The 24,635-nt window shown below is 70.7% G+C and carries 24 protein-coding genes and 1 tRNA gene; 16 read left to right on the top strand and 9 right to left on the bottom strand.

All coding sequences use genetic code 11. The annotated features are described in order from the left end of the window. Positions 1-114 precede the first annotated feature (114 nt). The 3 genes from AC1DVI_RS27015 to AC1DVI_RS27025 are packed head-to-tail and all read left to right on the top strand — an operon-like array spanning position 115 to position 2,570. Complete coding sequence (locus AC1DVI_RS27015; RefSeq protein ID WP_145627063.1) at positions 115-414, top strand: FeoA family protein; 300 nt, start codon at positions 115-117, stop codon at positions 412-414. Positions 415-467: 53 nt separating this feature from the next. Next, positions 468-2,357, top strand: a complete 1,890-nt coding sequence (gene feoB, locus AC1DVI_RS27020; protein WP_476960605.1) for a ferrous iron transporter B — start codon at positions 468-470, stop codon at positions 2,355-2,357. A gap of 30 nt (positions 2,358-2,387) precedes the next feature. Beyond that, a complete protein-coding gene (locus AC1DVI_RS27025) occupies positions 2,388-2,570 on the top strand; it encodes a hypothetical protein (protein ID WP_476960606.1) in 183 nt (60 codons plus the stop codon). Between the two features lie 10 nt (positions 2,571-2,580). On the opposite strand, the gene AC1DVI_RS27030 is transcribed toward AC1DVI_RS27025, so the two are convergent. Continuing rightward, positions 2,581-4,092: a bifunctional diguanylate cyclase/phosphodiesterase gene (locus AC1DVI_RS27030; protein ID WP_476960607.1), complete on the bottom strand. Its 1,512-nt coding sequence runs from the start codon at positions 4,090-4,092 to the stop codon at positions 2,581-2,583. A gap of 554 nt (positions 4,093-4,646) precedes the next feature. Between AC1DVI_RS27030 and AC1DVI_RS27035 the strand changes: the two genes are divergently transcribed. Beyond that, a complete protein-coding gene (locus AC1DVI_RS27035) occupies positions 4,647-5,471 on the top strand; it encodes an alpha/beta fold hydrolase (RefSeq protein ID WP_476960608.1) in 825 nt (274 codons plus the stop codon). An 11-nt stretch (positions 5,472-5,482) separates the two neighbouring features. Here the strand turns inward: AC1DVI_RS27035 and AC1DVI_RS27040 are convergent, their stop codons facing one another. Then, complete coding sequence (locus tag AC1DVI_RS27040; RefSeq protein WP_476960609.1) at positions 5,483-6,124, bottom strand: response regulator transcription factor; 642 nt, start codon at positions 6,122-6,124, stop codon at positions 5,483-5,485. Beyond that, a complete protein-coding gene (locus AC1DVI_RS27045; RefSeq protein ID WP_476960610.1) occupies positions 6,121-7,749 on the bottom strand; it encodes an MASE4 domain-containing protein in 1,629 nt (542 codons plus the stop codon). The genes AC1DVI_RS27040 and AC1DVI_RS27045 overlap by 4 nt, the downstream gene beginning before the upstream one ends. A 251-nt stretch (positions 7,750-8,000) precedes the next feature. Between AC1DVI_RS27045 and AC1DVI_RS27050 the strand changes: the two genes are divergently transcribed. The 7 genes from AC1DVI_RS27050 (at position 8,001) to AC1DVI_RS27080 (ending at position 15,356) form a co-directional block, all read left to right on the top strand. After that, positions 8,001-8,672, top strand: a complete 672-nt coding sequence (locus AC1DVI_RS27050) for a hydrolase (protein WP_145627073.1) — start codon at positions 8,001-8,003, stop codon at positions 8,670-8,672. A gap of 114 nt (positions 8,673-8,786) precedes the next feature. Next, positions 8,787-9,086, top strand: coding sequence for a XapX domain-containing protein (locus AC1DVI_RS27055; protein WP_476960611.1), 300 nt, complete (start codon positions 8,787-8,789; stop codon positions 9,084-9,086). After that, positions 9,083-11,053: an amidohydrolase gene (locus AC1DVI_RS27060; RefSeq protein ID WP_476960612.1), complete on the top strand. Its 1,971-nt coding sequence runs from the start codon at positions 9,083-9,085 to the stop codon at positions 11,051-11,053. The genes AC1DVI_RS27055 and AC1DVI_RS27060 overlap by 4 nt, the downstream gene beginning before the upstream one ends. Positions 11,054-11,067: 14 nt before the next feature. Next, positions 11,068-11,523: a DoxX family protein gene (locus AC1DVI_RS27065; protein ID WP_476960613.1), complete on the top strand. Its 456-nt coding sequence runs from the start codon at positions 11,068-11,070 to the stop codon at positions 11,521-11,523. Then, the gene (locus tag AC1DVI_RS27070) at positions 11,520-13,157 is read left to right on the top strand and encodes an MFS transporter (protein WP_476960614.1); all 1,638 of its coding nucleotides are present in this window, start codon (positions 11,520-11,522) and stop codon (positions 13,155-13,157) included. Before AC1DVI_RS27065 ends, AC1DVI_RS27070 begins: the two co-directional genes overlap by 4 nt. Continuing rightward, complete coding sequence (locus AC1DVI_RS27075; protein WP_476960615.1) at positions 13,154-14,554, top strand: alginate export family protein; 1,401 nt, start codon at positions 13,154-13,156, stop codon at positions 14,552-14,554. The genes AC1DVI_RS27070 and AC1DVI_RS27075 overlap by 4 nt, the downstream gene beginning before the upstream one ends. 196 nt (positions 14,555-14,750) lie before the next feature. Next, a complete protein-coding gene (locus AC1DVI_RS27080) occupies positions 14,751-15,356 on the top strand; it encodes a hypothetical protein (protein WP_476960616.1) in 606 nt (201 codons plus the stop codon). A gap of 35 nt (positions 15,357-15,391) precedes the next feature. Here AC1DVI_RS27080 and AC1DVI_RS27085 read toward each other — a convergent pair. Continuing rightward, positions 15,392-15,468, bottom strand: a tRNA-Asp gene (locus tag AC1DVI_RS27085). A gap of 140 nt (positions 15,469-15,608) precedes the next feature. Here AC1DVI_RS27085 and AC1DVI_RS27090 point away from each other — a divergent pair. Further along, entirely contained in the window at positions 15,609-16,187 is a 579-nt protein-coding gene (locus AC1DVI_RS27090; RefSeq protein WP_476960617.1) for a hypothetical protein, read from the top strand. Positions 16,188-16,195: 8 nt separating this feature from the next. Here the strand turns inward: AC1DVI_RS27090 and AC1DVI_RS27095 are convergent, their stop codons facing one another. After that, a complete protein-coding gene (locus tag AC1DVI_RS27095; protein ID WP_109070395.1) occupies positions 16,196-16,402 on the bottom strand; it encodes a hypothetical protein in 207 nt (68 codons plus the stop codon). A 117-nt stretch (positions 16,403-16,519) separates the two neighbouring features. Continuing rightward, the gene (locus AC1DVI_RS27100) at positions 16,520-17,518 is read right to left on the bottom strand and encodes an MBL fold metallo-hydrolase (RefSeq protein WP_476960618.1); all 999 of its coding nucleotides are present in this window, start codon (positions 17,516-17,518) and stop codon (positions 16,520-16,522) included. Positions 17,519-17,764: 246 nt separating this feature from the next. On the opposite strand from AC1DVI_RS27100, the gene AC1DVI_RS27105 reads away from it, so the two are divergent. Then, a complete protein-coding gene (locus AC1DVI_RS27105) occupies positions 17,765-17,902 on the top strand; it encodes a hypothetical protein (RefSeq protein ID WP_476960619.1) in 138 nt (45 codons plus the stop codon). A gap of 89 nt (positions 17,903-17,991) precedes the next feature. On the opposite strand, the gene AC1DVI_RS27110 is transcribed toward AC1DVI_RS27105, so the two are convergent. Beyond that, a complete protein-coding gene (locus tag AC1DVI_RS27110) occupies positions 17,992-18,633 on the bottom strand; it encodes a glutathione S-transferase family protein (RefSeq protein WP_476960620.1) in 642 nt (213 codons plus the stop codon). Beyond that, a complete protein-coding gene (locus AC1DVI_RS27115) occupies positions 18,630-19,553 on the bottom strand; it encodes a LysR substrate-binding domain-containing protein (RefSeq protein ID WP_476960621.1) in 924 nt (307 codons plus the stop codon). The genes AC1DVI_RS27110 and AC1DVI_RS27115 overlap by 4 nt, the downstream gene beginning before the upstream one ends. A 123-nt stretch (positions 19,554-19,676) precedes the next feature. Between AC1DVI_RS27115 and AC1DVI_RS27120 the strand changes: the two genes are divergently transcribed. From AC1DVI_RS27120 to AC1DVI_RS27130, 3 genes are all read left to right on the top strand, one after another. Continuing rightward, entirely contained in the window at positions 19,677-20,852 is a 1,176-nt protein-coding gene (locus AC1DVI_RS27120; RefSeq protein ID WP_476960622.1) for a mandelate racemase/muconate lactonizing enzyme family protein, read from the top strand. Between the two features lie 113 nt (positions 20,853-20,965). Then, a complete protein-coding gene (locus tag AC1DVI_RS27125; RefSeq protein ID WP_155903579.1) occupies positions 20,966-21,139 on the top strand; it encodes a hypothetical protein in 174 nt (57 codons plus the stop codon). Positions 21,140-21,437: 298 nt separating this feature from the next. After that, positions 21,438-24,371, top strand: coding sequence for a PAS domain S-box protein (locus tag AC1DVI_RS27130; RefSeq protein ID WP_476960623.1), 2,934 nt, complete (start codon positions 21,438-21,440; stop codon positions 24,369-24,371). A gap of 22 nt (positions 24,372-24,393) precedes the next feature. On the opposite strand, the gene AC1DVI_RS27135 is transcribed toward AC1DVI_RS27130, so the two are convergent. After that, the coding region (locus AC1DVI_RS27135) for a S4 domain-containing protein (RefSeq protein ID WP_476960624.1) at positions 24,394-24,635 on the bottom strand (242 nt) is incomplete at its 5' end.

The following is a 24,635-nucleotide window of genomic DNA, read 5'->3' on the forward strand; positions in this document are numbered from 1 at the left end:
GCTCCTGCGACATTTAGCCGGCTGGACGGATGCGAACGCTTCGCAGGATCATCCGCGACGAAGAGGGGCGGACACGGACGCGCCCCCCACCTCCCGGTGCGATCAGGTGCAGCCATGAACGGTCATCCCACCCCCGAAACGGGCCAGTCGCCCGGCGGACGGCATTTGGGCGAGTTGAAGAAGGGCGAGCGCGCCCGCGTGACCGGCGTCGATGAGCGGGGGGTCGTCACCACCCTTCCCGAAGGGGAGCTGGAGCGGCGGATGATCGAGATGGGGCTGGTCGAGGGTTCCCACGTCGAGGTCCTGCACGAAGCCTTTCCGGGCCGCGATCCCATCGCCATCCGCGTGAACGAGCACACGCTGGCGCTCCGCCGCGCCGAGGCGCGCGCCGTGCTGGTGGCGCCCGCCGCCTGACGCGCGGCGCCATCTCCGTTCTTCATAGCGACTTCCTGCAAGGACATCCGGCCATGTCGGTCCTGGACTCCGCCCTGCCGCCGCGCATCGCGCTGGTCGGCAACCCGAACTGCGGCAAGACCGCCCTGTTCAACGCGCTCACCGGCTCCCGCCAGAAGGTGGCGAACTATCCCGGCGTCACCGTGGAACGGAAGATCGGGCATTTCGTCAGCCCGCTCGGCCGCCGCGTCCAGGTGATCGACCTGCCGGGCACCTACAGCCTGCGCGCCCGCTCCCCCGACGAGGAGGTGACGCGCGACGTCGTGCTGGGCCGCTTCTCGCACGAGGACAGCCCCGACCTGCTGGTCTGCGTCGCCGACGCCACCAACCTGCGCCTGAACCTGCGGCTGGTGGTGGAGCTGAAGCGGCTGGGCCGCCCGATCATCCTGGCGCTGAACATGATGGACGCGGCGGAGAAGCGCGGCTGCCGCATCGACGCGGCGGCCCTGTCCGCCGCCCTCGGCGTGCCGGTGGTGCCGACCGTCGCCATCCGCCGCGGCGGCGTCCAGCCGCTGCTGGAGCAGATCGACGGCGCCATGGCCTTGGCGTCCGATGCGGCGGAGAACCCGGCCCCCTGCGGTTGGAGCGAGCCCTCTTCGCGCGACCTGCGGGCCTATCACCAGGAGGTCGAGGGGCTGCTGGCCGGCTGCGTGGCCGACGCCGGCCTGCCGCCGCTGGCGACACGGCGGGTCGACGCCGTGCTGCTGCACCCGGTGTTCGGGCTGGCCTTCCTGTTCCTCGTGCTGTTCCTGATGTTCCAGGCAGTGTTCGCCTGGGCCGAGGCGCCGATGAACCTGATCGACGGCGCGGTCAGCGGACTGAAGGACTGGGTGGCCGCCACCCTGCCGGACGGCGCTTTGCGCAGCCTGCTGACCGACGGGATCATCGCCGGGGTGGGCAGCGTGGTCATCTTCCTGCCGCAGATCCTCGTGCTGTTCTTCTTCATCCTGGTGCTGGAGGCGACCGGCTACCTCGCCCGCGCCGCCTTCCTGCTGGACCGGCTGATGGGCGGGGTGGGGCTGCACGGGCGGGCCTTCATCCCGCTGCTGTCCAGCTTCGCCTGCGCGGTGCCCGGCGTCATGGCGGCGCGCACCATCGAGAACCGGGCCGACCGGCTGGCGACCATCATGATTGCCCCGCTGATGACCTGCTCTGCCCGGCTGCCGGTCTACACGCTGCTGATCGCGGCCTTCGTGCCGGACCGGGAGTTGGTGGGCGGGCTGGTCGGGCTGCCGGGGCTGGTGATGTTCGCGCTCTACGCCGCCGGCATCCTGTCGGCGTTGGCCGTCGCCTTCGTGCTCAAGAAGACCGTCTTCAAGGGCGCGCGCGAGCCGTTGCTGATGGAGCTTCCGGCCTACCGTCTGCCCAACCCGCGCGACATCGCGCTGGGCCTGTTCGAGCGGGCCAAGGTCTTCCTGGCGCGGGCCGGCACGACGATCTTCGCGCTGATGATCGTCATGTGGTTCCTGGCGAGCTTCCCCGCCGCGCCGGTGGGAGCGACCGAACCGGCCATCCAGTATTCCATCGCCGGCATGATCGGCCACGCGCTGGAGCCGCTGCTGGCGCCCATCGGCTTCACCTGGCAGATCGCCGTGGCGCTGGTGCCGGGCATCGCGGCGCGCGAGGTGGCGGTCGGCGTGCTGGGCACCATCTACGCGCTGAGCGACAGCGGCGACGCGCTGCAATCCTCGCTGGCCGGCGCGCTGGCCGCTTCCTGGAGCCTGCCGACCGCCCTGTCGCTGCTCGCCTGGTACGTCTTCGCCCCGCAATGCGTCGCCACCCTGTCGGTGGTCAAGCGGGAGACCAACGGCTGGTTCTGGCCGGTGGTGATGTTCGTCTACATGATCACGCTGGCCTATGGGGCGAGCTTCGTCACCTACCGCGTCGCGTCTGCGTTGCTGTGAGGGGCGCTGCTGTAAGGGGAGGGCATAGCCATGTGGCAGAATCTGCTGGTCGCGGTGGTGGTGGCGCTGGCCGCGGCGTGGACGGTGTGGCGCGTGATCCTTCCGGCCGGGCTGCGTGCCCGCCTGCTGGGCCGCGCCGCGCCGAAGGGTCCCGGCTGCGGCGGCGGGTGCACGGGCTGCGGCCCCTCCGGCGGCGGTTCAGGCTGCCATTGAGCGGGAGTGCCTACAGGGCCGGGACTCGGGCGGTGCCCCTCTTGACCGCGTACATGGCCTGATCGGCGTGGACGATGAGCTGCTGGGAATCGCGACCGTCCTGCGGGTAGACCGCGACGCCGATCGACAGGGCGAGTGGCAGCCGCAGCCCGTCGATCAGAATGGGCTCCTCCAGCGCCGCCCGGCACTTGTCGGCAACCGTTTCCGCCCCGGCGCGGGTGACCTCCACCTCCAGGATGATGGCGAACTCGTCGCCGCCGATGCGGGCGATCAGGTCGGACCGGCGCAGCAGGCCGGACAGGCGCCGCGCCACCACGCGCAGGACCTCGTCGCCCCGGCTGTGGCCGTGGGTGTCGTTGATCGGCTTGAAGCCGTCGAGGTCGATGTAGAGCAAGGCGAACAGCATGCCGCCGCGCTCCGCCCGGTCGACGGCCTGTTGCAGCCGCTGGAGGAACATGGCGCGGTTGGGCAGGCCGGTGAGCGCGTCGTGATGGGCCATATGCGCCATCCGCGCCTCGCTCGCCCGAAGGGCGGCCTCCTGCTCCCGCAGCTTGCCCAGCAGATAGTTGAAGCCCTGCGCCAGTTCCCCGACCTCGTCCATGCGGTGGACCGGCAGGGGCGACAGCTCGACATGTCCGTCGGCCATCTGATGCATCCGCCGCGCCGCCTCGGTCAGCGGGCGGAAGAAACGGCGCATGCCGAAGAACAGCACGGTCACGGCGAAGGCGGCGATCATCAGGCTGTTGGTGGCGATGAAGGTCTGCAGGTCGCGAACCCCCTCGAACGCCTCCGCCGTGGGCAGCCGGGCGACCAGGAACCAACCCGCCGTCGGGACCGCCGCGATGGCCGACAATTCCTCCACCCCCGCCGCGTTGACGGTGATGCCGGTGCCGCGGAAACCGGCCATGGCCCGGTCGTGCAGCGGATTCACCCCCTCCGGCGGGGTCGCGGTCAGGATCATGTCGTGATCGCTGGCCGATACGAACAGCTTGTCGCGGGGGGAAACCAGCAGGAAGCCGCCGCTGCGCCCGATGCGGTTTCCCTGCACCAGATTGAGGAAGCCGGGCGATGACAGGGCGGTGGCGCCGGCCAGGACCGCGACCGGTGTTCCGGCGGCGTCGGTGACCGCCGTCGCCATGACCATCATCGGCTCGTCGTCGATGGCGGAGCGGGCGGGCCTCCCGATCACCGGTTCGCGGGTGTCCAGCGCCGACCGGAACCAGTCGCGATCCGAAACGTCGAAATCGGGCGGGCGGTGCCGTTCCGGATAATCGGTGAAGACTCCGTGCCCGTCCGGCCGGACGACCATCAAGCCGCGCGAGAAGAGGGGCGCGATCTCGTGATGCGTCTTCAGCCAATCCCGCAGGGCTGCGGGATCGTCGAGGCTCGCCAACGGCAGGCTTCCGGCGGCCCGGCGCAGGAGGTCGAGCCGGGCCTTGATCTTCTCGTCAATGTCGTGGGCGACGTAGGACGCGGTCGATTGCTGTTGGGACGAGGTCAGGTTGTTGATCTTGTCCTCCAAGAAGGAGGATAGGACCCAGATGCGCGCACAGGCACCGACAAAGACCAGAACTAGTCCAAACAGCATAAGACGTATGATGACGCTGCGGCTTTGCCGGCGCAGTTCATCAGCTACGGCGACAAGCATTCGCAAGCTCTGCTCCCCCAAGAAACCGCCCACTCATTTCCCAGATGGATAGGCTTTGTGCCCACCGCTGGCCGAAGATAAACGATGACGCGGCTGTTCGGAAGACGCAAAGGACGCCAAATGCCCGCTGATAGCACCGGAACTGATTGAAAAAACGAAATATTTCCACTCTCGAGAGAACTGCGGCGGTGCCGGTTCGCGTGCCTTTCCGTTCTCTCCGTCCTTTCCCGCGATTCAGGGGCGCTGACCTCCCGGCCTCCTCCCATACGCACGGGCGGCCCACCGATACCTCCGTATAGTTTCCAGGCCGGGCCGCTTTCGGCACTGTTGTGACGCCGACGACGTTCCGCGCTGCCCATGGAAAGGCCAGTGTCCGCCTTCCTCCTGCGCCGCGGATCTTTTGCGCGCCCGAAAGAATGGAGGGGGTTTTGAGCACGATCTCGACCAAGGACGGCACCCGCATCTTCTACAAGGACTGGGGCAGCGGACAGCCGGTGGTCTTCTCGCACGGGTGGCCGCTCAGCGCCGACGCCTGGGACGGGCAGATGCTGTTCTTCGGCCAGCAGGGCTACCGGGTCATCGCCCATGATCGGCGCAGCCACGGCCGGTCGGACCAGACCTGGACCGGCAACCACATGGACCAGTACGCCGACGATCTGGCCGAGCTGCTCGACGCGCTGGACGTGCGCGACGCGGTGATGATCGGCCATTCGACGGGCGGCGGCGAGGTCGCCCGCTACATCGGGCGCCACGGCACCGGGCGCGTCGCCAAGGCCGTGCTGGTCGGCGCGGTGCCGCCGATCATGCTGAAGACCGCGGCCAACCCCGGCGGCCTGCCGATGGAGGTCTTCGACGGCATCCGCAAGGGCACCTACGACGACCGGTCGCAGTTCTTCCTCGACCTGACCATGCCCTTCTACGGCTTCAACCGCGACGGGGCGAAGGTGTCGGAGGGGATGCGGCAATCCTTCTGGCTGCAGGGCATGATGGCCGGGATCAAGGGCGCCTACGACTGCATCCAGCAATTCTCGGAAACCGACTTCACCGAGGATCTGAGGAAGATGGCGCTCCCGACGCTGTTGATCCACGGCGACGACGACCAGATCGTGCCCATCGACGCGGCGGCCCGCCGCGCCGTGGAGATCGCGCCGCAGGCGACGCTGACGGTCTACGAGGGGGCGCCGCACGGCTTGACCGCCACCCACCAGGACCGATTCAACGCCGACGTGCTGGCCTTCATCAAGGGGGCGTAAGCAAGGACCGGTCAGGCGTCGCCGGCAGGGGTCACCTTGTCGGCGATGCGCACCAGATCGGGCAGGGACCGCGCCTGCATCTTGCGCATCACGCTGGCACGGTGGACCTTCACGGTGATCTCGCTGAGCTGCAACTCGGCGGCGATCTGCTTATTGAGCTGTCCGGCGGCGACGAGCCGCATCACCTCCCGCTCGCGCGGGGTCAGGCTGCGGAAGCGTTCCTGAAGATCGGACAGGGCATCGACGGCGCGGCGGCGGTCGCGGTCGCGCTCGATGCCGGTGTGGACGGCGTCGATCAGGTCCTGATCGCGGAAGGGCTTGGCCAGGAACTCGACGGCGCCGGCCTTCATCGCCGTCACCGACATGGGAATGTCGCCGTGGCCGGTGATGAAGACGACCGGCAGATGGATGCCCGCCCCGGTCAGTTCGCGCTGGAACTCCAGCCCGCTCTGGCCGGGCAACCGCACGTCCAGCACCAGGCAGCCCGGCGCGTCGGGCCAGCGGTGCTGCAGGAAGTCCTGCGCCGAGGCGAAGGGCAGGGCGGTCAGCCCGACCGAGCGCAGCAGGCTGACCAGCGATTCCCGGATCGACGGATCGTCGTCGATGATGGCGACGAAGGGCGTTTCACCAGCGGCGGCGGAGCGGTCGGTCATCGCGTCCGCTCCAGGGCGGCGCCGGCCTCCGGCCGCTCCGGCTCGTCGTCGGCGGGCAGGGTGAAGCGGAAGACGGCGCCGTGGGGCTGGTTGGCGGCCACCCACAGCCGGCCGCCATGGGCCTCCACGATCGACTGGCAGATGGTCAGCCCCATTCCGATTCCATGCTCCTTGGTGGTGAAGAAGGGTTCGAACAACCGCTCCTCCTGGGCCGGTTGCAGACCGGTGCCGGTGTCCTCCACCGACACGATGACGTCCGCGAGCCCGCGGCGGCGCGAGCGGATGCTCAGCACGCGCGGACGGTCGGTGACCGCGCCCATCGCGTCGTCGGCGTTGGCGATCAGGTTCAGAAGCACCTGTTCGAGCTGCACCGGGCTGCCGTTGACCGGCGGCAGGCTCTGCTGAAGGTCGGTGCGCACGGCGATGCGGTTCAGGCGCCGTTCGCCCTCCGTGCGGTCCAGCGCGCTCCGGATCACGCCGTTGATGTCCAGCCGGCGGCGCTGGGGCGGCGCCTTGCGGAAGGAATCGCGAATGCAGGCGATCACCCGTGCGGCGCGGTGGCCGTCGTCGGAGATCCGTTTCAGCGCCGCCCGCGCCTCCACCAGATTGGGCGACGGGCGGTCGAGCCAGCGCAGTCCGGCGCCCGCGTTGGTGACCATGCTCGCCAACGGCTGGTTGACCTCGTGCGCGATGGAGGCGGAGAGGGCCTCCAGGCTGGCCAGACGCGCGTCGCGCACCCGCCGCTCCGCCGCCACCGAGCGGACGAGCCGCCCGTAGAGCGTCGTCATCTCCGCCAGCAGGACCAGCAGGACGATGCTGGAGGCGGCCAGCCCGAACAGCCGTCCCGACCACCAGCCGGCGCTGAAGCGCCCGCCGCTGATGAAGCTCAGCAGGCAGGTCTCGATGGCCCAGGCGGCCAGGACGACCATCAGCCAGAGGTCCAGGACGGAGCGCCGCTGCCGCCACAGGACAGCCAGTGCGGCGGCGCAGAGCGCCAGCGCCGTCACCGGCACGACCCGCCACAGCGGCGTTTCCCGCATGGTGTCGACCATCAGCCGGGGAAGAACGGCGTCGTTGGCCAGCGCGAAGGCCGTCACGCCCCCGGCCAGCGCCGCCGCCAGCGCCGCGCCGCCCGCGATGGCGGGCAGGGCCGGGCGGTGCGCCTCGCGCGGGCCGGCCTCCACGGCCTTCAGCAGCGCGTAGGCCAGGATGAACAGCGGCAGGCCGATGCGGCGCCCGGCGGCCACGATGGCCGTGCTCTGCAAGCCGGCGCCGAGCAGCCCGGTCGGCGCGAAGACACCGGGGAAGGTCAGCGCCCAGGGAACGATCAGCAGCGCCGTGACCAGATAGCCGACGGCCAGCGCCAGCAGGGCCGGCGTTCGCTGCGTGGCGTAGAGCGCGAACAGCAGGACGGCGGTCATCAGCTCGGTCAGCAGGACCGCGGTGGCGTAGGCGGGCAGCAGAACCGCCGTTCCGTCCAGCGTCAGGCGGGCGAAGGGTGCGGCAATGGCCAGAGCGACCAGAAGCCCCGCCACCGTGCCGATGGCCAGCCGCGTCTGCCCCGCCCTTGGGGGCAGGGTCGCCAGAAGAAACCGCTGGTCTCCGGGGACATCCCTCGTGCGCATCACCGTCGCTCGCCCGGCCGTCGGGTCACGTCTTCCCCCAACCCCTGTCCCTTTGCCCTGTCCCTTTACCCTGACCGGCACCGGCGGCGAGAGACGCCTTGGCCTGATATACCAAGGTATAGGGCCGGCAAACGCAAGTTCAATGTCGCCGCCCTCCGTCCCTGGCCGATGCTTCGACGCACCGCCGGGCCACGGGCATCGCCGCAGGGCCTGCCCAGGGTACCGGCGCCAAGAACAAAGGGGATAGAGACATGACCATCACCGCCACCGCGACTCCCGGCAAACTGCTCGTATCGCCGAAGGACCACGCGCTGATCATGATCGATCATCAGTCGCAGATGGCCTTCGCGACCCATTCGATCGACGCCACGACGCTGCGCACCAACACCGCGCTGGTCGCCCACGCCGCCGCCGGCTTCGGCGTCTCGACCATCCTGACCACGGTCGCGGAGAAGAGCTTCTCCGGCCCGATCTTCTCCGAGATCAGGGAAGCCTTTCCGGAGGCGGAGGTCACCGACCGCACCTCCATGAACACCTGGGAGGACGCCAACGTCATCAAGCGGGTGAACGGCCTGGGCAAGACCCGGCTGGTCTTCTGCGGCCTGTGGACCTCGGTCTGCATCGTCGGCCCGACCCTGTCGGCGCTGGACCAGGGCTTCGAGGTCTACGTCATCGCCGACGCCTGCGGCGACGTCTCGGTCGAGGCGCACCAGCGCGCCATGGACCGCATGGTCCAGGCCGGCGTCCGCCCGATGACCTCGCTCCAGTACATGCTGGAACTGCAGCGCGACTGGGCGCGCACCGAGACCTACGAGATGACCACCGGCATCGCCAAGAAGTATGGCGGCGCCTATGGCCTGGGCATCATCTACGCCAAGACGATGTTCGGCGCGTCGGAAGGCGGCCACAGCGCCGCCGCCTGATCCGCAGCGCTCGGCTTGCGGCGCCTGATGCCCCGCGCCGCGGCGGACCGGTCCCGACCCTTCCCGGGGCCGGTCCGCCTTTTTCCGCCCATCCGGACGAAGAACAGGCACGCCATGATGCCCTATCTGCTTTCCCTCGGCGCCGGCATCCTGGTCGGCGTCCTCTACGCGTTTCTCGGCGTCCGCTCCCCGGCGCCGCCCACCATCGCCTTGATCGGCCTGCTCGGCATGCTGGTCGGCGAGCAGGCGGTGCCGGTGGTCAAGCGGCTGATCGCCGGGCAGCCGGTGCTGGCTTTCATCCAGAACGACTGCGCCCGCCACATCCTGGGGCCGCAGGCCGGCAGCGCCGCCGCTCCCGATGCCGCGACCCCGCCGGCCCCGTCCACGGACGCACCCCCGCGGGGCCGGGCATGACCAGCCGCACCGGAATCGGCCGCCCCGGGATCGGTCGCCGCGGCGCCATCGCCGGAAGCGCCGCCGCCACCCTGCTCGCCTCGCCCCAGCTCACCCGCCTTGGGAATGCCGCCATGCCGTCTTCCGACCTTCTGATCGTCAACGCCCGCATCACGACGCTCGACCGCGCCAACCCGCAGGCCGACGCCGTGGCGATCCGCGACGGGCGCTTCCTCGCCGTGGGGCGGGAGGCCGAGGTGCGCGCCGCAGCATCTCCCGACGCCGCGGTGATCGACGCCAAGGGGCGCCGCCTGATCCCCGGCCTGATCGACAGCCACATCCACGTCATCCGCGGCGGCCTGAACTACAACATGGAGCTGCGCTGGGACGGCGTGCCGACGCTGGCCGACGCCATGGCGATGCTGCGCGCCCAGGTGGCCCGCACCCCGGCCCCGCAATGGGTGCGCGTCGTCGGCGGCTTCACCGAGCACCAGTTCGCCGAGAAGCGCCTGCCGACGGTGGAGGAGCTGAACGCCGCCGCCCCCGACACGCCGGTCTTCATCCTGCACCTCTACGACCGCGCGCTGCTGAACGGTGCCGCGCTGCGGGCGGTAGGCTACGGCAAGGACACGCCCAACCCGCCGGGCGGCGAGATCCAGCGCGATTCCGCCGGCAACCCGACCGGCCTGCTGCTCGCCCTGCCCAACGCGATGATCCTCTACTCCACCCTCGCCAAGGGGCCGAAGCTGCCGGAGGAGTATCAGGTCAACTCCACCCGCCATTTCATGCGCGAGCTGAACAGTCTGGGCGTCACCAGTGTGATCGACGCCGGCGGCGGCTTCCAGAACTATCCCGACGATTACGCGATCATCGAGAAGCTGCACGCCGACGGCGAGATGACGCTGCGCATCGCCTACAATCTGTTCACCCAGAAGCCGAAGGAGGAGTTGCAGGACTTCGCCACCTGGTCCGACACGGTGAAGCCGGGTGACGGCGACGACCGCTACCGCCTGAACGGGGCGGGGGAGATGCTGGTCTATTCGGCCGCCGACTTCGAGGACTTCCGCGTCGCCCGGCCCGAGATGCCGCCGAACATGGAGACGGACCTGGAGCCGGTGGTGCGCCTGCTCGGCGAACGGCGCTGGCCGTGGCGGCTGCACGCCACCTACGACGAGACCATCGGCCGGGCGCTCGACGTCTTCGAGAAGGTCAACCGCGACATCCCGTTGCAGGGGCTGAACTGGTTCTTCGACCACGCCGAGACGATCAGCGAGCGCAACATCGACCGCATCGCGGTGCTTGGCGGCGGCATCGCCGTGCAGCACCGCATGGCCTATCAGGGCGAGTATTTCGTGGAGCGCTACGGCGCCAAGGCCGCCGAGGCCACGCCGCCCATCGCGAAGATGATGGCCGCCGGGGTGCCGGTGGGCGCCGGGACGGACGCCACCCGCGTCGCCAGCTACAACCCCTGGGTCTCGCTGTCCTGGCTGGTCACCGGCAAGACGGTGGGCGGGCTGTCGCTCTACCCGATGGCCAACCGGCTGGACCGCGAAACGGCGTTGCGCCTGTGGACGGAGGCCAACACCTGGTTCTCCAACGAGCAGGGCAAGAAGGGCCGGATCGAGGCCGGGCAGCTCGCCGACGCGGCGCTGCTCAGCGACGACTACATGGCCGTGCCGGAGGACCGCATTCCCCACATCCGCTCGGTCCTGACCCTGCTGGGCGGCGCCGTGGTGCATGGCGAGGGCGATTACGACAAACTCGCCCCGCCGCTGCCCAAGCCAATGCCCGACTGGTCGCCGGTCGCCACGGTCGGCGGCTATTACCGCGATCCCAAGACGGTGCAGCGGCAGGCGGCGGAGTGCGGCTGCCAGTCCGGCTGCGCGGTGCACGGCCACGACCACGCGGCGGCGCTGGGCGCCGACGTGCCCTCGTCCGACGCGCGCAGCTTCTGGGGCGTGTTCGGCTGCGGCTGCTGGGCGGTCTGAGGGGGAGCGCAACGATGGCCGACACCCTCTCCACGCGCAAGGACGCCGCCGCTGCGCCGGTCGCCGCCTTGCTCGACTGGCCGGGGACCGCCTGGCTCGCCCGCCTCGCGCTGGCGGCGCCCTTCGTGGTCAGCGGGCTGGTCAAGCTGACCGATTTCAACGGCGCCGTGGCGGAGGCCGCGGGGCTGGGGCTCGGCCTGCCGGTCCTCGTCGCGGTGGCGGTGATCGTCACCCAGCTCGGCGGGTCGGCGCTGTTTCTGACGCGGCGCTGGTGCTGGCTCGGCGCCGGAATTCTTGCCGGCTTCACGGTGGTCGCCACGCTGCTCGCCCACGCCTTCTGGACCTATGAGGGGGCGGACCGCGCGCGGCAGACCGCCACCTTCCTGGAGCATCTGGCGATCGTCGGCGGCTTCGCCGCGGCGGCGGTGCTCACCCACCGCGACTCCCGCCGCCGGGGAGGGTCCGCATGACCGCCGAGACCGTCCCGAGCCCCGGCACGAAGCCGCCGGCACAAAAGCCCGCAGGCGCCTTCGCGCCGCTGAGCAACCGCCTGTTCGCCGTGCTGTGGGTGGCGGCGGTGCTGGGCAACGTCGGCACCTTCATGCGCGACGTGGCGAGCGCGTGGCTGGTGCTCGACCTGTCAGGATCGCCGTCCACCGTCGCGCTGATCCAGGCGGCGGGCTCGCTGCCGATCTTCCTGCTGGCGATTCCGGCGGGGGTGCTGTCGGACATCATGGACCGGCGGCGGATGCTGATCGTCATCCAGTGCCTGCTCGCCTGCGTCAGCGCCGCGCTGATGGTTCAGGCGTGGCTGGGCGTCGCCAGCGTGGCCTCCATCGCCGGGCTGACCTTCCTCGGTGGGGTCGGGGCGGCGCTGATGGCGCCGGTCTGGCAGTCCATCGTGCCGGAGCTGGTGCCGCGCGGCGAGCTGAAGGGTGCGGTGGCGCTGAACAGCCTGGGCATCAACATCGCCCGCGCCATCGGTCCGGCGGCGGGCGGCGCGATCCTGGCCGCCGCCGGGGCCTCTGCCACCTACGCGGTGGATGTGAGTTCCTACATCATCGTCATCGCCGCCCTGCTGTGGTGGCGGCGCACCCCCGACGCCCGCGACGATCTGTCGGAGCAGTTCGGCGGCGCGCTGCGCGCCGGGCTGCGCTACGCCCGCGCCAGCAACGAGCTGCACCGCGTCTTCCTGCGCGCCGGCCTGTTCTTCGCCTGCGCCAGCGCCCTGTGGGCCTTGCTGCCCATCGTCGCCGGGCCGATGCTGGGCGGCGGGCCGGGCTTCTACGGCCTGCTGCTCGGCGCCGTGGGGGCGGGGGCCATCGGCGGGGCAACCGTCCTGCCGCGCGTCCGCGAGCGTCTGGGCGCGGACGGCCTGATGCTGGCGGCAGCGCTGGTCACCGCCGTGGTCATGGGCATCCTGGCCCTGGCCCCGCCGCGCTGGCTGGCCCTGCCGGTCCTGCTGGGCGCCGGGGCGGCCTGGATCGCCGTGCTGACGACGCTGAGCGCCACCACCCAGGCCATCCTGCCCAACTGGGTGCGCGGGCGTGGGCTGGCGCTTTACCTGACCGTGTTCAACGGCGCCCTGACGGCGGGAAGCCTCGGTTGGGGCGCGCTGGCCGACGCGATCGGCGTGCCGGCCACCCTGTGGGTTAGCGCCGCCGGGCTGCTGGCCGTCGCGGTGCTGTCCCGCGCGGTGCCGCTGCCGGAGGGCGAGGCCGACCTCACCCCGTCCAACCACTGGCCGGAACCGCTGACCGCCGAGCCGGTGCGCAACGACCGCGGTCCGGTGCTGATCACCATCGAGTACCGGGTGGCCGCTGCCGACCAGCATGCCTTCCACGCCGCGCTGCGCCGCCTGTCGGAGGCGCGCCGGCGGGACGGCGCCTACGCCTGGGGCGTCAGCCAGGATTCCGGCGATCCGGAGCGGGTGCTGGAATGGTTCTTCGTCGAATCCTGGGCGGAGCACCAGCGCCAGCACCGCCGGGTGTCCAACGCCGACGCGGACGTGCAGAAGGAGGCGCTGGCCTTCCACCGGGGCGACGGGCCGCCGCGTGTGTCGCATTTCCTGGCGCTGGAGCATGGCGCGGGGCCGGCCTCGTGAGGCGGTGGCGCGGGGCGCTGGTCGCGGCTCTGCTGCTCCAGTCCGCCCCGGCCTCTGCGGAGACCCTTGTGGAGACGCCCCCGCCGCTGACCAACAGCCGCTACGACGAGGATTACCGCTACCTCCTCGACCCCGCGGCGGGCAGCGGCGCTTTCTGGGAGCGCTTCAAGGCGATCCCGCTCACCCCCGGCGGCACGGTCTCCCTGTCCACCGGGCTGGAGGCGCGGCTGCGCGGCGAGGCGGTGCGCAACAGCGGCTGGGGGCAGGACGAGCCGAGAAACGACGCCTACGGCCTGTGGCGCCTGCTGCCCTACGCCGACCTGCGCGTCGGCCCGGCCCTGCGCGTCTTCGGTCAGCTGATCATGGCCGGCACGGCGGGCAAGCTCGGGCCGGAGGGGGCGCCGGACGTGGACCGCGCCGACCTGCTGCAGGGTTTCGCCGACCTGTCCGTCCCGCTGGGGAGCGCGCAGGGCACGCTGCGGGCGGGGCGGCAGATGCTCGCCTACGGGTCGGAGCGGCTGATCAGCCTGCGCTACGGCGCCAACGTGCCGCGCGCCTTCGACGCGGTGACGGGCATCGTGCAATCCGGCCCTTGGCGGGTGGATGGCTTCCTCGGCCGCCCAGTCCGCGCGGCGCCGGACTTGTTCGACGACCGGCGCGACGGCGGGCGCTCCGCCTGGGGGCTGTACGCCACGCATGGCGCGGGGTCGGGCTGGGGCACGGGATTGGACGCCTACTACATCGGCTACGGCAACCGGGCGGCATCCTTCGAGGGCGGGCAGGGGCGGGAGGAGCGACATACCTTCGGCACCCGCCTGTTCGGAAAGGCCGACGGATGGGACTGGAACTGGGAGGGCATGCTCCAGACGGGCCGAATCGACGGCGACACCATCGCCGCATGGTCGGTCGCCAGCGACACCGGCCACCGCTGGGACGGCGTCCCGCTGCGCCCGCGGCTCGGGCTGAAGGCGAACATCGCCAGCGGCGACCGCGATCCCGGCGACGGGCGACTGGGCACCTTCAACCCCCTCTTCCCCCGCGCGAAGTATTTCGGGGAACTGACCCCGGTCGGGCCGCTGAACCTGATGAACCTGCATCCCTCCGTGGATCTGGCGCTGTCGGATGAATTCAGCCTGTCCGCCTCGGCCATCGCCTATTGGCGGATGAGCCTGGAGGACGGCGTCTACGACCTGTCCGGGAACCTGCTCCGCTCCGGCGCCGAATCACGTTCGCGCACCATCGGCACGCAGGGGGAACTCGTTCTGTCCTACGCTGCCGGGCGCACGGTCGAGGGGCTGCTGTCCTACTCGCTGTTCCGTCCCGGCTCCTTCCTTCAGGACACCGGCCCCGCGAAGACGATCCACTTCGTCGGGATGGAGGCGGTGTTCAAATTCTGATCCCTCCGGGGGACGGCTCCCATCCATCGGACGGGTCGAAGGGGCGAACTTACGGTAAGTTGCCCCGGCCACCGGGGTCGGCCAGGGTCGGGATATGGAACATCCGTGCGACCGTGCCGTTCCTGCGCCCGAACCGGACCAAAGCGAACCGGACATACGCCCGGGAGTCGGTCCCAGAAGAGGTGGAGGCAATCCCATGAAGCACCAAACCCGTGCCGTCCTCGCGGTGTTCCTGACCGGCGCGGTCCTGGCGGGCTGCGCGCCGGCGTCTGAAACCGCGCCGCCGTCGGCCGCCACGGCCCCGGCGAGCGTCGAGCCCACGCCCCGGCTGTCCATGGTCGAGAACGTCCGCTCCGCCGCCAAGGTCCGCGGTATCGACAAGGCGGCCCGGACGGTGATCCTGCAATTCCCGGACGGACGGGAGGAGGCGGTGACCGCCGGAAGCGAAGTGCGGAACTTCGACCGCATCAAGGTCGGCGACACCGTGCAGATCGAGTATGCCCGCCTGACCAACATCGTCACCCAGCCGCCGGGCGGCGGACCGGGCGCCATCCAAAGGAGCAGCACGGACCGCGCCGCGGTCGGCGAGATGCCGCGCGCGTCGGCGATCACCACGACCCAGGTGACGGAGGTCGTCGAGGCCATCGACCTCGGCCGGCGGACGGTCACGCTGCGCGGGCCGCAGGGACGGACGCGCACGGTTCCGGTCCCGCCGGAGGTGCAGGGGCTGGAAACGGTGAAGCCCGGCGACGAGGTGGTGATCAGCCGGACGGAGGCTGCCACGGTCACCGTGATGCGATGAGGGAAAGGGAGAAGAAGGCCACCAAGGAGGGAAGGTGGCGCGAGTGACGGGACTTGAACCCGCGGCCTCCGGCGTGACAGGCCGGCGCTCTAACCAACTGAGCTACACCCGCAATATGGCTCCGGATGCTGGACTCGAACCAGCGACACGCGGATTAACAGTCCGCTGCTCTACCGACTGAGCGGCTTTCGCTTCCTTCCGGCCCCGGTTCCCGTCCCTATCCCCGTCCTCTGCCGCTGGTCCCCGTCCCCCATGTCCAAGGTCGTTCCCTTCGCCCAGGCGCGCGAAGCCCTCCTCGCCCGCCTCACCGAACAACTTCCCCCCTCCACCGAGTGGGCGGGGCGCCTGATGCTGATGCCGGACGGCAACCGGGTGGAGCCGATGCCCGCGGCGGATGCGGTCGAGGTGCTGCGCGCCTTCCGCGCCGGGCTGGGCGAGGCCATCGGCGCCGCCCCCTGCTCGGTCGGCGGCATGTGGGTGTCGCGGGAGGACTGTCTGGACTGGGACGGGCTGCTGGCCCCACTGGCGGTGGCCGCCGGCTATGTGGTGGCCGGGGCGACCGGGGGCGCCGGCCTGTCGGTGGAGCTGTTCCGCTGCAAGGGCGCGCTGGCCGGCTGGGGCGTGCGCGGCCTGCGCGGGGAGCCGGCGGTGGCCCGCTCCGCCGCCTACGCCGTGGTGATGGTCAGCCGCCGCCCGGACGACCAGGAGATCGTCCTGGACCGCGTGATGGACACCTTCGGCTTCGTCATGCGCAGCCAGGGCGAGCCGGTGGTGGAAACCGGCGACCTGAACGCCCGGCTGGCCCGCCGGGCCTGCCCGCTGCGGCGATAACCGGGCGATTACCGGTTCGGCGCGTTGGCCTGGACGATGCGGGCGACGGTCTGCAGACGCTGTACGTCGCGTACTTCCAGAACGATGCCCAGGTTCAGCGCGGCGAGCGTGTCGGCCAGGGACCGCATGCTGTCCCGCACCCGCTCCAGCGCGTCGGGGCCGTGGTCCGATTCGCTGCCGAGGGAACTGACGAAGGCACTGATTTCCAACTGCATTTACGCCCGGCTCCGCCTGTGTGGTGGGTGCTGTCCCTCAAGGCGTTACTCCGATCCGCGCGGTCCCGTCCATGACGCTTGCGCCATAGGCCGCCGGGCGAATCCTCCCCTTCGCCCCTAGGCCGAAGGGCGGCGGAAGCGCAGGGGTTCGCCGAAGCCGGGGACGGCGAAATGGGCGGGTTCGACCGCATGCTCGGCCAACGCTTGGTGCAGCGCCCGGATGGGGGCGTCGATGCCCTCCGCGGTCAGCTGAAAGGTGCCGAAATGCATGGCGACGCTGTGCCGCGCCCCCAGGTCGCGGTGCGCCCGCACGGCGTCGGCCGGGTTCATGTGCTGGGCGGCCATGAACCAGCGCGGCTCGTAAGCGCCGATCGGCAGCAGGGCGACATCGATGGCGCCGAACCGCCGCCCGATCTCCCGGAAGTGCGGGGAATAGCCACTGTCGCCCGCGAAATAGATGGCGGTCTCCGGCGTCTCGACGACGAAGCCGCCCCACAGCGTCCGGCGCCGGTCGAAGGGGGTGCGGGAGGACCAGTGCTGCGCCGGGACGAAGGTGATGCGGGTGCCGTGCGGGCCGGGCAGGCTGTCCCACCAATCCAGCTCGTGCACCGCGTCGAAGCCGGCCCGGCGCATCATCGGGCCGTTGCCCAGCCCCGTCATCACCTGCGGCACGCCGCGCCGCCGCGCCAGATGGCGGAGCGTCGGGGCGTCGAGGTGGTCGTAGTGGTTGTGGCTGAGCAGCACCGCGTCGATGGCCGGCAAATCCTCCATCCGCACCGCGGGCGGGCGCACCCGCTTCGGCCCCAGCCGCCCGAAGGGGCCGGCATGGTCGGAATAGACGGGGTCGGTCAGGAAAGCCGCCCCGCCAATCTGGATCAGGAAGGTCGCCTGCCCGATGAAGGTCACCGCCACCTCGCCCCGCGCCGGAGTGACGGCGCGGAAAGGGCGGGGAGGTTCCGGGTCCGGCGGCGTCCACCGCGGACCGCGCGCCTTGTAGAGCCGCCACAGCTCGCGCGGTCCCTTGTCCGTGTCGGCGTGCGGGTTGAAGAAGCGGCGCCCGTCCCAGTGGTCGGACGGGACGGCGGGAAAGCGGGGCTGGCTGTCGTCGCGCGGCATGACACGAGAAGTGGGGTTGTGGGGCGGCTTTGGCTAGACCACCGCTTCCCGCGATGCGGCAAGAATTCGACGTCCGCTGCGCGAACAGTTCAATACGCTGAATGCGTGATAGTTAAAGCATTGAAAGCGTTGCATTTTTTCGGGTCTGCCCTGCAAGAAGCGCGCGTGTGGTATTGGGTATACCAGAGCATATTGGTCTCAACGAACAACGCCCCCGATAACGCCTCCCAACGATTGGAGACCATCATGAACAGCTCGACCTACAGCCACATCGGCAGCGACCGCGCCCCGTCCTCCGCCCTCCAGGCCGTCCGCGAGTTCCTCACCGCCTGGCTGCGCGCGACCCCGGCCTACATCGTGTATCGCGCCATCAACGAGCGTTGATCTGCGAGTCTTAAGTCACGAGTGCTGATTGTTGAGCGGGGGCGGCCCMGCGGCCGCCCCCGTGCTGTATGAACTCGGTGCTTCCCGCTTCAGGACGCCGGCGTGAAGTTCCGGCTCCAGACCGGTGCCAGGTTCGGCAGGGCCTGCACCCGCCCCGCCACGCCCGACAGCTTCGGGCAATGTTCCGCGAACCAGGCGCGGCGGGGCCGCCAATGCACCATCGCCCCGACGTAGAGGTCGAGCGCGCTGAAGCGCTCCCCCAACACCCATGGGCCATCGCCCAGCTGTGATTCCAGCCAAAGCCACAGCGTCTTGCGCTGCTCCACCATCGCCGCGCCGAGCGTCTCCGGAGCCTCCGTCACCCAGCGCTCCGGATAATCGCCGTAGGTGAAGGTCGGGTAGACGTTCGCCACCAGCCAGACCAGCAGCCGCAGGAAGGCCGGGCGCTCCGGTGCGTCCGGCGGTGGGGCCAGTCCGGCGTCCGGGTGCCGTTCGGCCAACAGCAGCGCGATGGCCGCGCTCTCCGTCATCACCGTCCCGTCCGGCAGGACCAGGGTGGGGATCTGCCCCAGCGGGTTCAGCGCCAGCAGCCTCTGCCGTGCCTCGCCCGGCGCGTCGAAGCCCTCAACGTCCTCGAAGACGAAGGGAACACCGCACTGGACCAGCATCGCTTCCGTCAGGACGGACCCCCAGCCGGGCGCCCCGTAAAGCCTGTAATCCGCTTCGCTCATTCCCGTTCCCTCCCATGCTGGGTCGCCTGTTCCGCCACCAGCGTCCAGAAAGCCTCGGCCGCCGGGCTCTGACGGGCGCGCGGGCGGTAGAGACGCACCTCCACCGGGATCTCCCAGCCCGCCCCACCGGCCGGCACCAGCCGTCCCTGCGCCAGATCCTCGGCGATCAGGCTGTCCGGCAGCCACGCCACGCCGCGCCCGTCGCGGGCCAGCGTGCGCAGCACCGCGGCAAGGTGCGAGGTGAAGACGGTATCGAGTGCCAGAGGCGTTGGAAAGCCGCCGCGCGCCGCCGTGACGATGCGTCCCATGCCGGATTCCGGGCTGTAGGCGAGATGGGGCAGGGCGGCCCCGCCGCCGGCCAGGGCGTAGCGTGGCGCGCCCGCCTCGCCCGGCGCGCAGACCGGGACCAGACGGTCGCTCCCCACCGCGGCCGAGCGGAAGGCCCCGGCCTCCAGCCGGGAGGGGGCCGCCGCGTGGGCGTGGCACAGCAGGAACTGCGCCTGTCCCTGCGTCATCACCTGCTCGCAGGCCTGCATGCTGTCGGACAGCAGATGGATGGCGCCCAGCCGCGCCTGCCCCTCCAGCCGGCTCAGCCAAGTCGGGAAGAAGGTCAGCGACAGCGCGTGGGTCGCCGCGAAGCGCAGCGCCGTGGCCGCCGCCCCGCCGGCCAGCCGCGCCTCCTCCCGCCCTTGCAGGAGGCGGCGCACCGTCTCGTCGGCGAAGGGGCGGAAGCGGCGCCCGGCCTCGGTCAGCCCGACCGGCTGGGTGCTGCGGTCGAACAGCGGCGTGCCGGTCCAGTCCTCCAGCGCGCGGATGCGGCGGCTGAAGGCCGGCTGGGTCAGGTTGCGCCCCTCCGCCGCGCGGGAGAAGTTGCCGCACTCCGCCAGGGCGAGGAAATCCTCGAGCCAGTTCAGTTCCATCGGCGACTCATCAGCCCATGCCGGACGCGCATCATGCGATTTGAAACTGGCATTGGCCCGGCGGTCCCGTCCATCCCTATCCTGCGGCCCAGGGCATCGGAAAAGCCGAAGGGAAGCAGCGCCATGCGCATCGTGGAGATCCGGGAAAAGACCGTCGGCATCAAGTCCGACATCGCCAACGCCTACATCGACTTCAGCCAAATGACCTGCTCCACCGTGGCGGTCATCACCGACGTGGTGCGCGACGGCAAGCCGGTGATCGGCTACGGCTTCAACTCCAACGGACGCTACGGCGCCGGCGGCCTGATGCGGGAGCGCTTCATCCCCCGCCTGACCTCGGCCCCCCCCGACAGCCTGATCGACGAGGTGAGCGGCAACCTCGACCCGTTCAAGATCTGGGCTCGGCTGATGACCAACGAGAAGCCGGGCGGCCACGGCGAGCGCTCGGTCGCGGTGGGCACCATCGACATGGCGGTGTGGGACGCCGTGGCGAAGATCGCCGGCAAGCCGCTCTACCGCCTGCTCGCCGACCGCTACCGCGGCGGCGTGGCCGACGAGTCGGTCTGGGTCTACGCCGCGGGTGGCTACTACTACCCCGGCAAGGGGGTGGAGGCGCTGCAGGACGAGATGCGCAGCTACCGCGACCGCGGCTACAAGGTCGTGAAGATGAAGATCGGCGCCACCTCGCTGGAGGACGACCTTCGCCGCATCGAGGCGGTGCTGGAGGTGGTCGGCGACGGCCGGAACCTCTGCGTCGACGCCAACGGCCGCTTCGACCTGAAGACCGCCATCGCCTACGCCGAGGCGCTGAAGCCCTACAATCTCTTCTGGTACGAGGAGGCCGGCGACCCGCTCGACTACGCGCTCCAGGCCGAGCTGGCAAACCACTATGACCGTCCCATGGCGACCGGCGAGAATCTGTTCAGCCACCAGGACGCCCGCAATCTGATCCGCCACGGCGGCATGCGCCCGGACCGCGACTGGCTGCAATTCGACTGCGCGCTCAGCTACGGCCTCGTCGAGTACATGCGCACGCTGGACATGCTGGCGGAGAACGGCTGGTCGAGCCGCCGCGTCGTGCCGCACGGCGGCCACCAGATGTCGCTGAACATCGCCGCCGGCCTGCATCTGGGCGGCAACGAGTCCTACCCGGACGTGTTCAAGCCCTTCTGCGGCTTCGCCGACAGCATCGCGGTCGAGGACGGGCGCGTCCGCCTGCCGGAGATTCCCGGCATCGGCTTCGAGGACAAGGCGGAGTTGTTCCGCACCATGCGGGAGGCGCTGGAGACCGCGAACTGAGGCGGTCTCCGTTGCGCGCCGCACCCTGTACGGGCGGTATAAGGCGTTGACTCGCGCCGGATCGTCCTCACATGCTGTTGCGGTGTTCAACAGTTTTGAAAGGAGGTGATTCAATGTCTCATGGAGCCAAGCCGGTAGCCGTTCTGTTCGGTCTCGCCGCCCTCCTGACGGCGGGGGTCGCCAGCGCGGACTGCTCCTCCAGCCACAGCGCCAGCGCCGGCACGCAGAAGCCGGCCAGCGATACGGTCGCCACCGGCGACCGGGCTTCGGGCAGCACCCGCGGCTGATACCAGCAACGCAACACCGGCAGCACCATGCCGAACGGGCCGTTTCCCAGATGGGAAGCGGCCCGTTTCTTTTTGGCGCGAGGGCCTCCATCCGGCCCCATTATAATTCGTATGCGAAATAGTCGGTTGAGCGCGGTCCTTCCATTTGGTAAACGCAAAGGTAAGGATGTGGCCGGCGGGGTAGCGGGACACCGCTGCCGCGGATATGACGGCGTGCATCGGACCCGGGGTGCCGTCCGTCCCTTGGGAAGTGCAGGATTGTGCCGTTCCCTTCCGCCGAGCTGTTCCCAGGCCGCCGATGAGCATTCTCACACGCCTTGTCCTGCTCGTTCTCCTCGCCAGCCTGCCGGCCATCGGCATCCTTGGCCACGCCAGCCTGACTGCCATCGAGGCGGGTGAACGCCAAGCCGAGGCGGAGGCCCGACGCCTGCTGACGCTGATCCAGGACGAGCAGCAGCGGGTCGTGGAGGGCATGCGCGGCGTGCTGGTGACGGTGGCCGAGTTGGCGCCGCGTCTGGCCGTCGACCCGCAGCAATGTTCCTCCACCCTGAACCGCCTGCGCGGCCGGCTGCCGCGGGTGAAGGGCATCGCCCTGACCGATCTCGACGGCTCGGTCCGTTGCGCCAGCGACGCCAAGTTGAACGGCCTGATGGTGGCGGGGCTGCCGCACATCCGCATGGCGCTGTACGGGCAGGGCTTCGTCGTCGGGGATTATGCGGTGCGGCGGCTGGACGGGCGCCCCGTGTTGCCCTTTGCCGCCCCCTACGCCGACGGGACGGGCCGCATGGCGGGGGTGGTGTCCATCGCGCTCGACGCCGGATGGCTGCGCGAGTATCTGGCGGAAAAGCCGCTGCCGCCGAACGCCATGCTGGTGCTCGCCGACCGCAACGGCACCGTGCTGGGCCGCTTTCCCGGCAGTGAAGACCAGCGGGTGGGCAAGCCGCTCCCGGAACCGCTGATGGCTCTGCTGCGCGCGCCGTCCGACGGCGTGGCGGAGGTTGCCGGCCTGGATGGCGAGCCGCGGATATTGGCCTACGCCCCGGTGGACCAGAAGGTCCGCGATCTGTTTCTGGCGGTCGGGCTGGACCGGACGGAGGCGTTGCGCCCCGTCACCGCCGCGGCCGAGCGGAGCGCCCTCCTGCTGGCGCTGGCGGCGGCGCTGTCCCTGACCGCGGCCTGGATCGGCGCGCGCCTGTTCGTGCTGCGCCCCGTGGCCCGTCTGAAGCGGGTGGTGGAGCGCTGGAGCGCCGGGGACCGGGACGCGCGGATCGGACGGCCGGGCGACCGCTCGGAGATCGGTGCCTTGGGCCGCGCCTTCGATTCCATGGCGCAGGAGCTTCAGGCGCGGGAACTGGCCCGCGACGCCGCCCATGCCGCCGAACACCGCATGGCGGCCATCCTCGCGGCCTCCACCGACGCGGTGGTGGAACTGGACCATGAGGGGCGGGTGACCTTCGCCAACGAAAAGGCGGCGCGCCTGTTCGGCGACGGCGGGGATCTCCTGGGGCATGTCTTCGTCGCCCTGCTGCCGCCCGGCGTGGCCGAACCCTTCGCCGCGCGCCTGCGCGACGCGCTGGACCGGCGCGAGCCGGAGGAATTCGAAATCCGGCTGGCCGGTGGCAAGGAACGGGGTGGCAACGACCGGAGCGGCGGCGACTGGTACGCCCTGCGCCTGTTCGCCACCGGCGACCGGCTGGCCGTCTACGCCCAGGACGTGACCCGTCGCAAAGAGGATGAACGGGCGATCCGGCGGGCCGTGGAGCGCCACCGATCCCTGTTGGAAACCGCCGCCGACGCGATCCTTCTGGTGGATGCCAATGGCACGGTGCACACCTACAACCGCGGCGCGGAGCGCATCTTCGGCCATTGCCCCGCCGACGCGGTTGGAGCCGACGTGCGCCGGTTGATCCCAAGCGGCTTCGTTCCGGAAACCCTCAGCCCGGACAAGCTGGCCGACGGCGTCGCGCGGGAAGTGGAGGGGCGGCGCCGCGACGGGTTGGCGGTGCCGCTGGAATTGTCGCTGTCGGCCTGGAGCGACGGCGGCGACCGCTTCTTCACCGCCATCCTGCGCGACATCACCGAGCGCAAGCGCACCGAATCGGCGCTGCGCCGCGCCAAGGACCAGGCGGAGCGGGCCAACCGGGCGAAGTCGCGCTTCCTCGCTGCGGCCAGCCACGACCTGCGCCAGCCGGTGCAGTCGCTGTTCTTCCTCACCTCCGCGCTCAGCGAGCAGACACCGGGTGGTCCGGGCCACGGCACGCTGAAGACCATGCAGCAGGCGCTGGAGGCGCTGAAGCGCCTGCTCGACGGGTTGCTGGACATCTCCAAGCTCGACGCCGGGGTGGTCGAGCCGGTGACCTCCACCGTGGCGATCCAGCCCCTCTTCGAGCGCCTCGCCGCCGAATACGCGCCGGAGGCGGCGCGGCGCGGCCTGACCCTGCGCGTCGTTCCGACCACGCTCCACGCGCGCAGCGATCCCATGCTGCTGGAGCGGGTCGTCCGCAACCTGCTGGACAACGCGCTGCGCTACACCGGGCGGGGCGGGGTGCTGCTGGGCGTGCGGCGGTCGCGCCGCCGCTTCCACATCGCCGTGTGCGACAGCGGCGCCGGCATCCCGCCGGACCGCCAGGAGGACATCTTCGAGGAGTTCACCCAGCTCGGCAACCCGGAGCGCGACCGCGAGAAGGGGCTGGGCCTCGGCCTCGCCATCGTGCGGCGGCTGTGCGCTCTGCTCGGCCATTCCGTGGCCCTGCGATCGCGGCCGGGCAGCGGATCGACCTTCCTGGTCACCGTTCCCGCCGCCGAACCGCCGCGTCCCGCGGTGACGACGGTTCCCGCGGTCGGCCGGACGGAGGGCGGCGGGTGCAGGCTCGTCCTGATCATCGACGACGAGGTGATCATCCTGATGGGGCTGCGCGCCATGCTGGAGGGCTGGGGCTACGAGGTCATCGCCGCCACCGCGGGGGACGAGGCGATCCGCCTGCTCGACGAGGCCGGGCGGCGGCCGGACGTGATCCTGGCCGACTACCGGCTGCGCAACGGCAAGACCGGGCCGGAAGCCCTGCGCGCCATCCACGCCCATTGCGGGGCGTCGATTCCCAGCATCATCCTGACCGGCGACACCGCCCCCGAACGCATCGTCGAGGCCCAGCGCAGCGGCTTCGCCATCCTGCACAAGCCGGTGTCGTCCCATCACCTGAAGCAGGTGGTGGCCGAAGCCGGAGGCCGCTGAGAGCGCCCGGCTCCGGCCTTGCTCACCGAACCCGGACGAGCGCGTGGCGCTTGCGCCCGGCGGACAGGCGGAGAACCCCCTCACCATCGAGGTCCGCCAGGGTCAGAAGGACGGTCTCGTCGGTGACCGGGGTGCCGTTCACCCGCGCTCCGCCGTCGCGGATCAGCCGCCGCGCCGCGCCCTTGGACTCGGCCAGCCCGGCGGCGGCCAGCAGGTCGGCCAGCCGGATGCCGGCGGCGAGGTCGGCGCGGGCGGCCTCCACCG

It is taken from the genome of Azospirillum sp. P4_B5, assembly GCF_056402275.1.

What these genes read in the sequence shown, in the direction of transcription:
- AC1DVI_RS27065 (WP_476960613.1), top strand. Translation starts at nt 11,068, where the DNA reads ATGGCCGACACCCTCTCCACGCGCAAGGACGCCGCCGCTGCGCCGGTC.
- AC1DVI_RS27080 (WP_476960616.1), top strand. Translation starts at nt 14,751, where the DNA reads ATGAAGCACCAAACCCGTGCCGTCCTCGCGGTGTTCCTGACCGGCGCG.
- AC1DVI_RS27015 (WP_145627063.1), top strand. Translation starts at nt 115, where the DNA reads ATGAACGGTCATCCCACCCCCGAAACGGGCCAGTCGCCCGGCGGACGG.
- AC1DVI_RS27110 (WP_476960620.1), bottom strand. Translation starts at nt 18,633, where the DNA reads ATGAGCGAAGCGGATTACAGGCTTTACGGGGCGCCCGGCTGGGGGTCC.
- AC1DVI_RS27130 (WP_476960623.1), top strand. Translation starts at nt 21,438, where the DNA reads ATGAGCATTCTCACACGCCTTGTCCTGCTCGTTCTCCTCGCCAGCCTG.
- AC1DVI_RS27055 (WP_476960611.1), top strand. Translation starts at nt 8,787, where the DNA reads ATGATGCCCTATCTGCTTTCCCTCGGCGCCGGCATCCTGGTCGGCGTC.
- AC1DVI_RS27100 (WP_476960618.1), bottom strand. Translation starts at nt 17,518, where the DNA reads ATGCCGCGCGACGACAGCCAGCCCCGCTTTCCCGCCGTCCCGTCCGAC.
- AC1DVI_RS27095 (WP_109070395.1), bottom strand. Translation starts at nt 16,402, where the DNA reads ATGCAGTTGGAAATCAGTGCCTTCGTCAGTTCCCTCGGCAGCGAATCG.
- AC1DVI_RS27090 (WP_476960617.1), top strand. Translation starts at nt 15,609, where the DNA reads ATGTCCAAGGTCGTTCCCTTCGCCCAGGCGCGCGAAGCCCTCCTCGCC.
- AC1DVI_RS27125 (WP_155903579.1), top strand. Translation starts at nt 20,966, where the DNA reads ATGTCTCATGGAGCCAAGCCGGTAGCCGTTCTGTTCGGTCTCGCCGCC.
- feoB (WP_476960605.1), top strand. Translation starts at nt 468, where the DNA reads ATGTCGGTCCTGGACTCCGCCCTGCCGCCGCGCATCGCGCTGGTCGGC.
- AC1DVI_RS27040 (WP_476960609.1), bottom strand. Translation starts at nt 6,124, where the DNA reads ATGACCGACCGCTCCGCCGCCGCTGGTGAAACGCCCTTCGTCGCCATC.
- AC1DVI_RS27060 (WP_476960612.1), top strand. Translation starts at nt 9,083, where the DNA reads ATGACCAGCCGCACCGGAATCGGCCGCCCCGGGATCGGTCGCCGCGGC.
- AC1DVI_RS27120 (WP_476960622.1), top strand. Translation starts at nt 19,677, where the DNA reads ATGCGCATCGTGGAGATCCGGGAAAAGACCGTCGGCATCAAGTCCGAC.
- AC1DVI_RS27105 (WP_476960619.1), top strand. Translation starts at nt 17,765, where the DNA reads ATGAACAGCTCGACCTACAGCCACATCGGCAGCGACCGCGCCCCGTCC.
- AC1DVI_RS27045 (WP_476960610.1), bottom strand. Translation starts at nt 7,749, where the DNA reads ATGCGCACGAGGGATGTCCCCGGAGACCAGCGGTTTCTTCTGGCGACC.
- AC1DVI_RS27115 (WP_476960621.1), bottom strand. Translation starts at nt 19,553, where the DNA reads ATGGAACTGAACTGGCTCGAGGATTTCCTCGCCCTGGCGGAGTGCGGC.
- AC1DVI_RS27050 (WP_145627073.1), top strand. Translation starts at nt 8,001, where the DNA reads ATGACCATCACCGCCACCGCGACTCCCGGCAAACTGCTCGTATCGCCG.
- AC1DVI_RS27025 (WP_476960606.1), top strand. Translation starts at nt 2,388, where the DNA reads ATGTGGCAGAATCTGCTGGTCGCGGTGGTGGTGGCGCTGGCCGCGGCG.
- AC1DVI_RS27070 (WP_476960614.1), top strand. Translation starts at nt 11,520, where the DNA reads ATGACCGCCGAGACCGTCCCGAGCCCCGGCACGAAGCCGCCGGCACAA.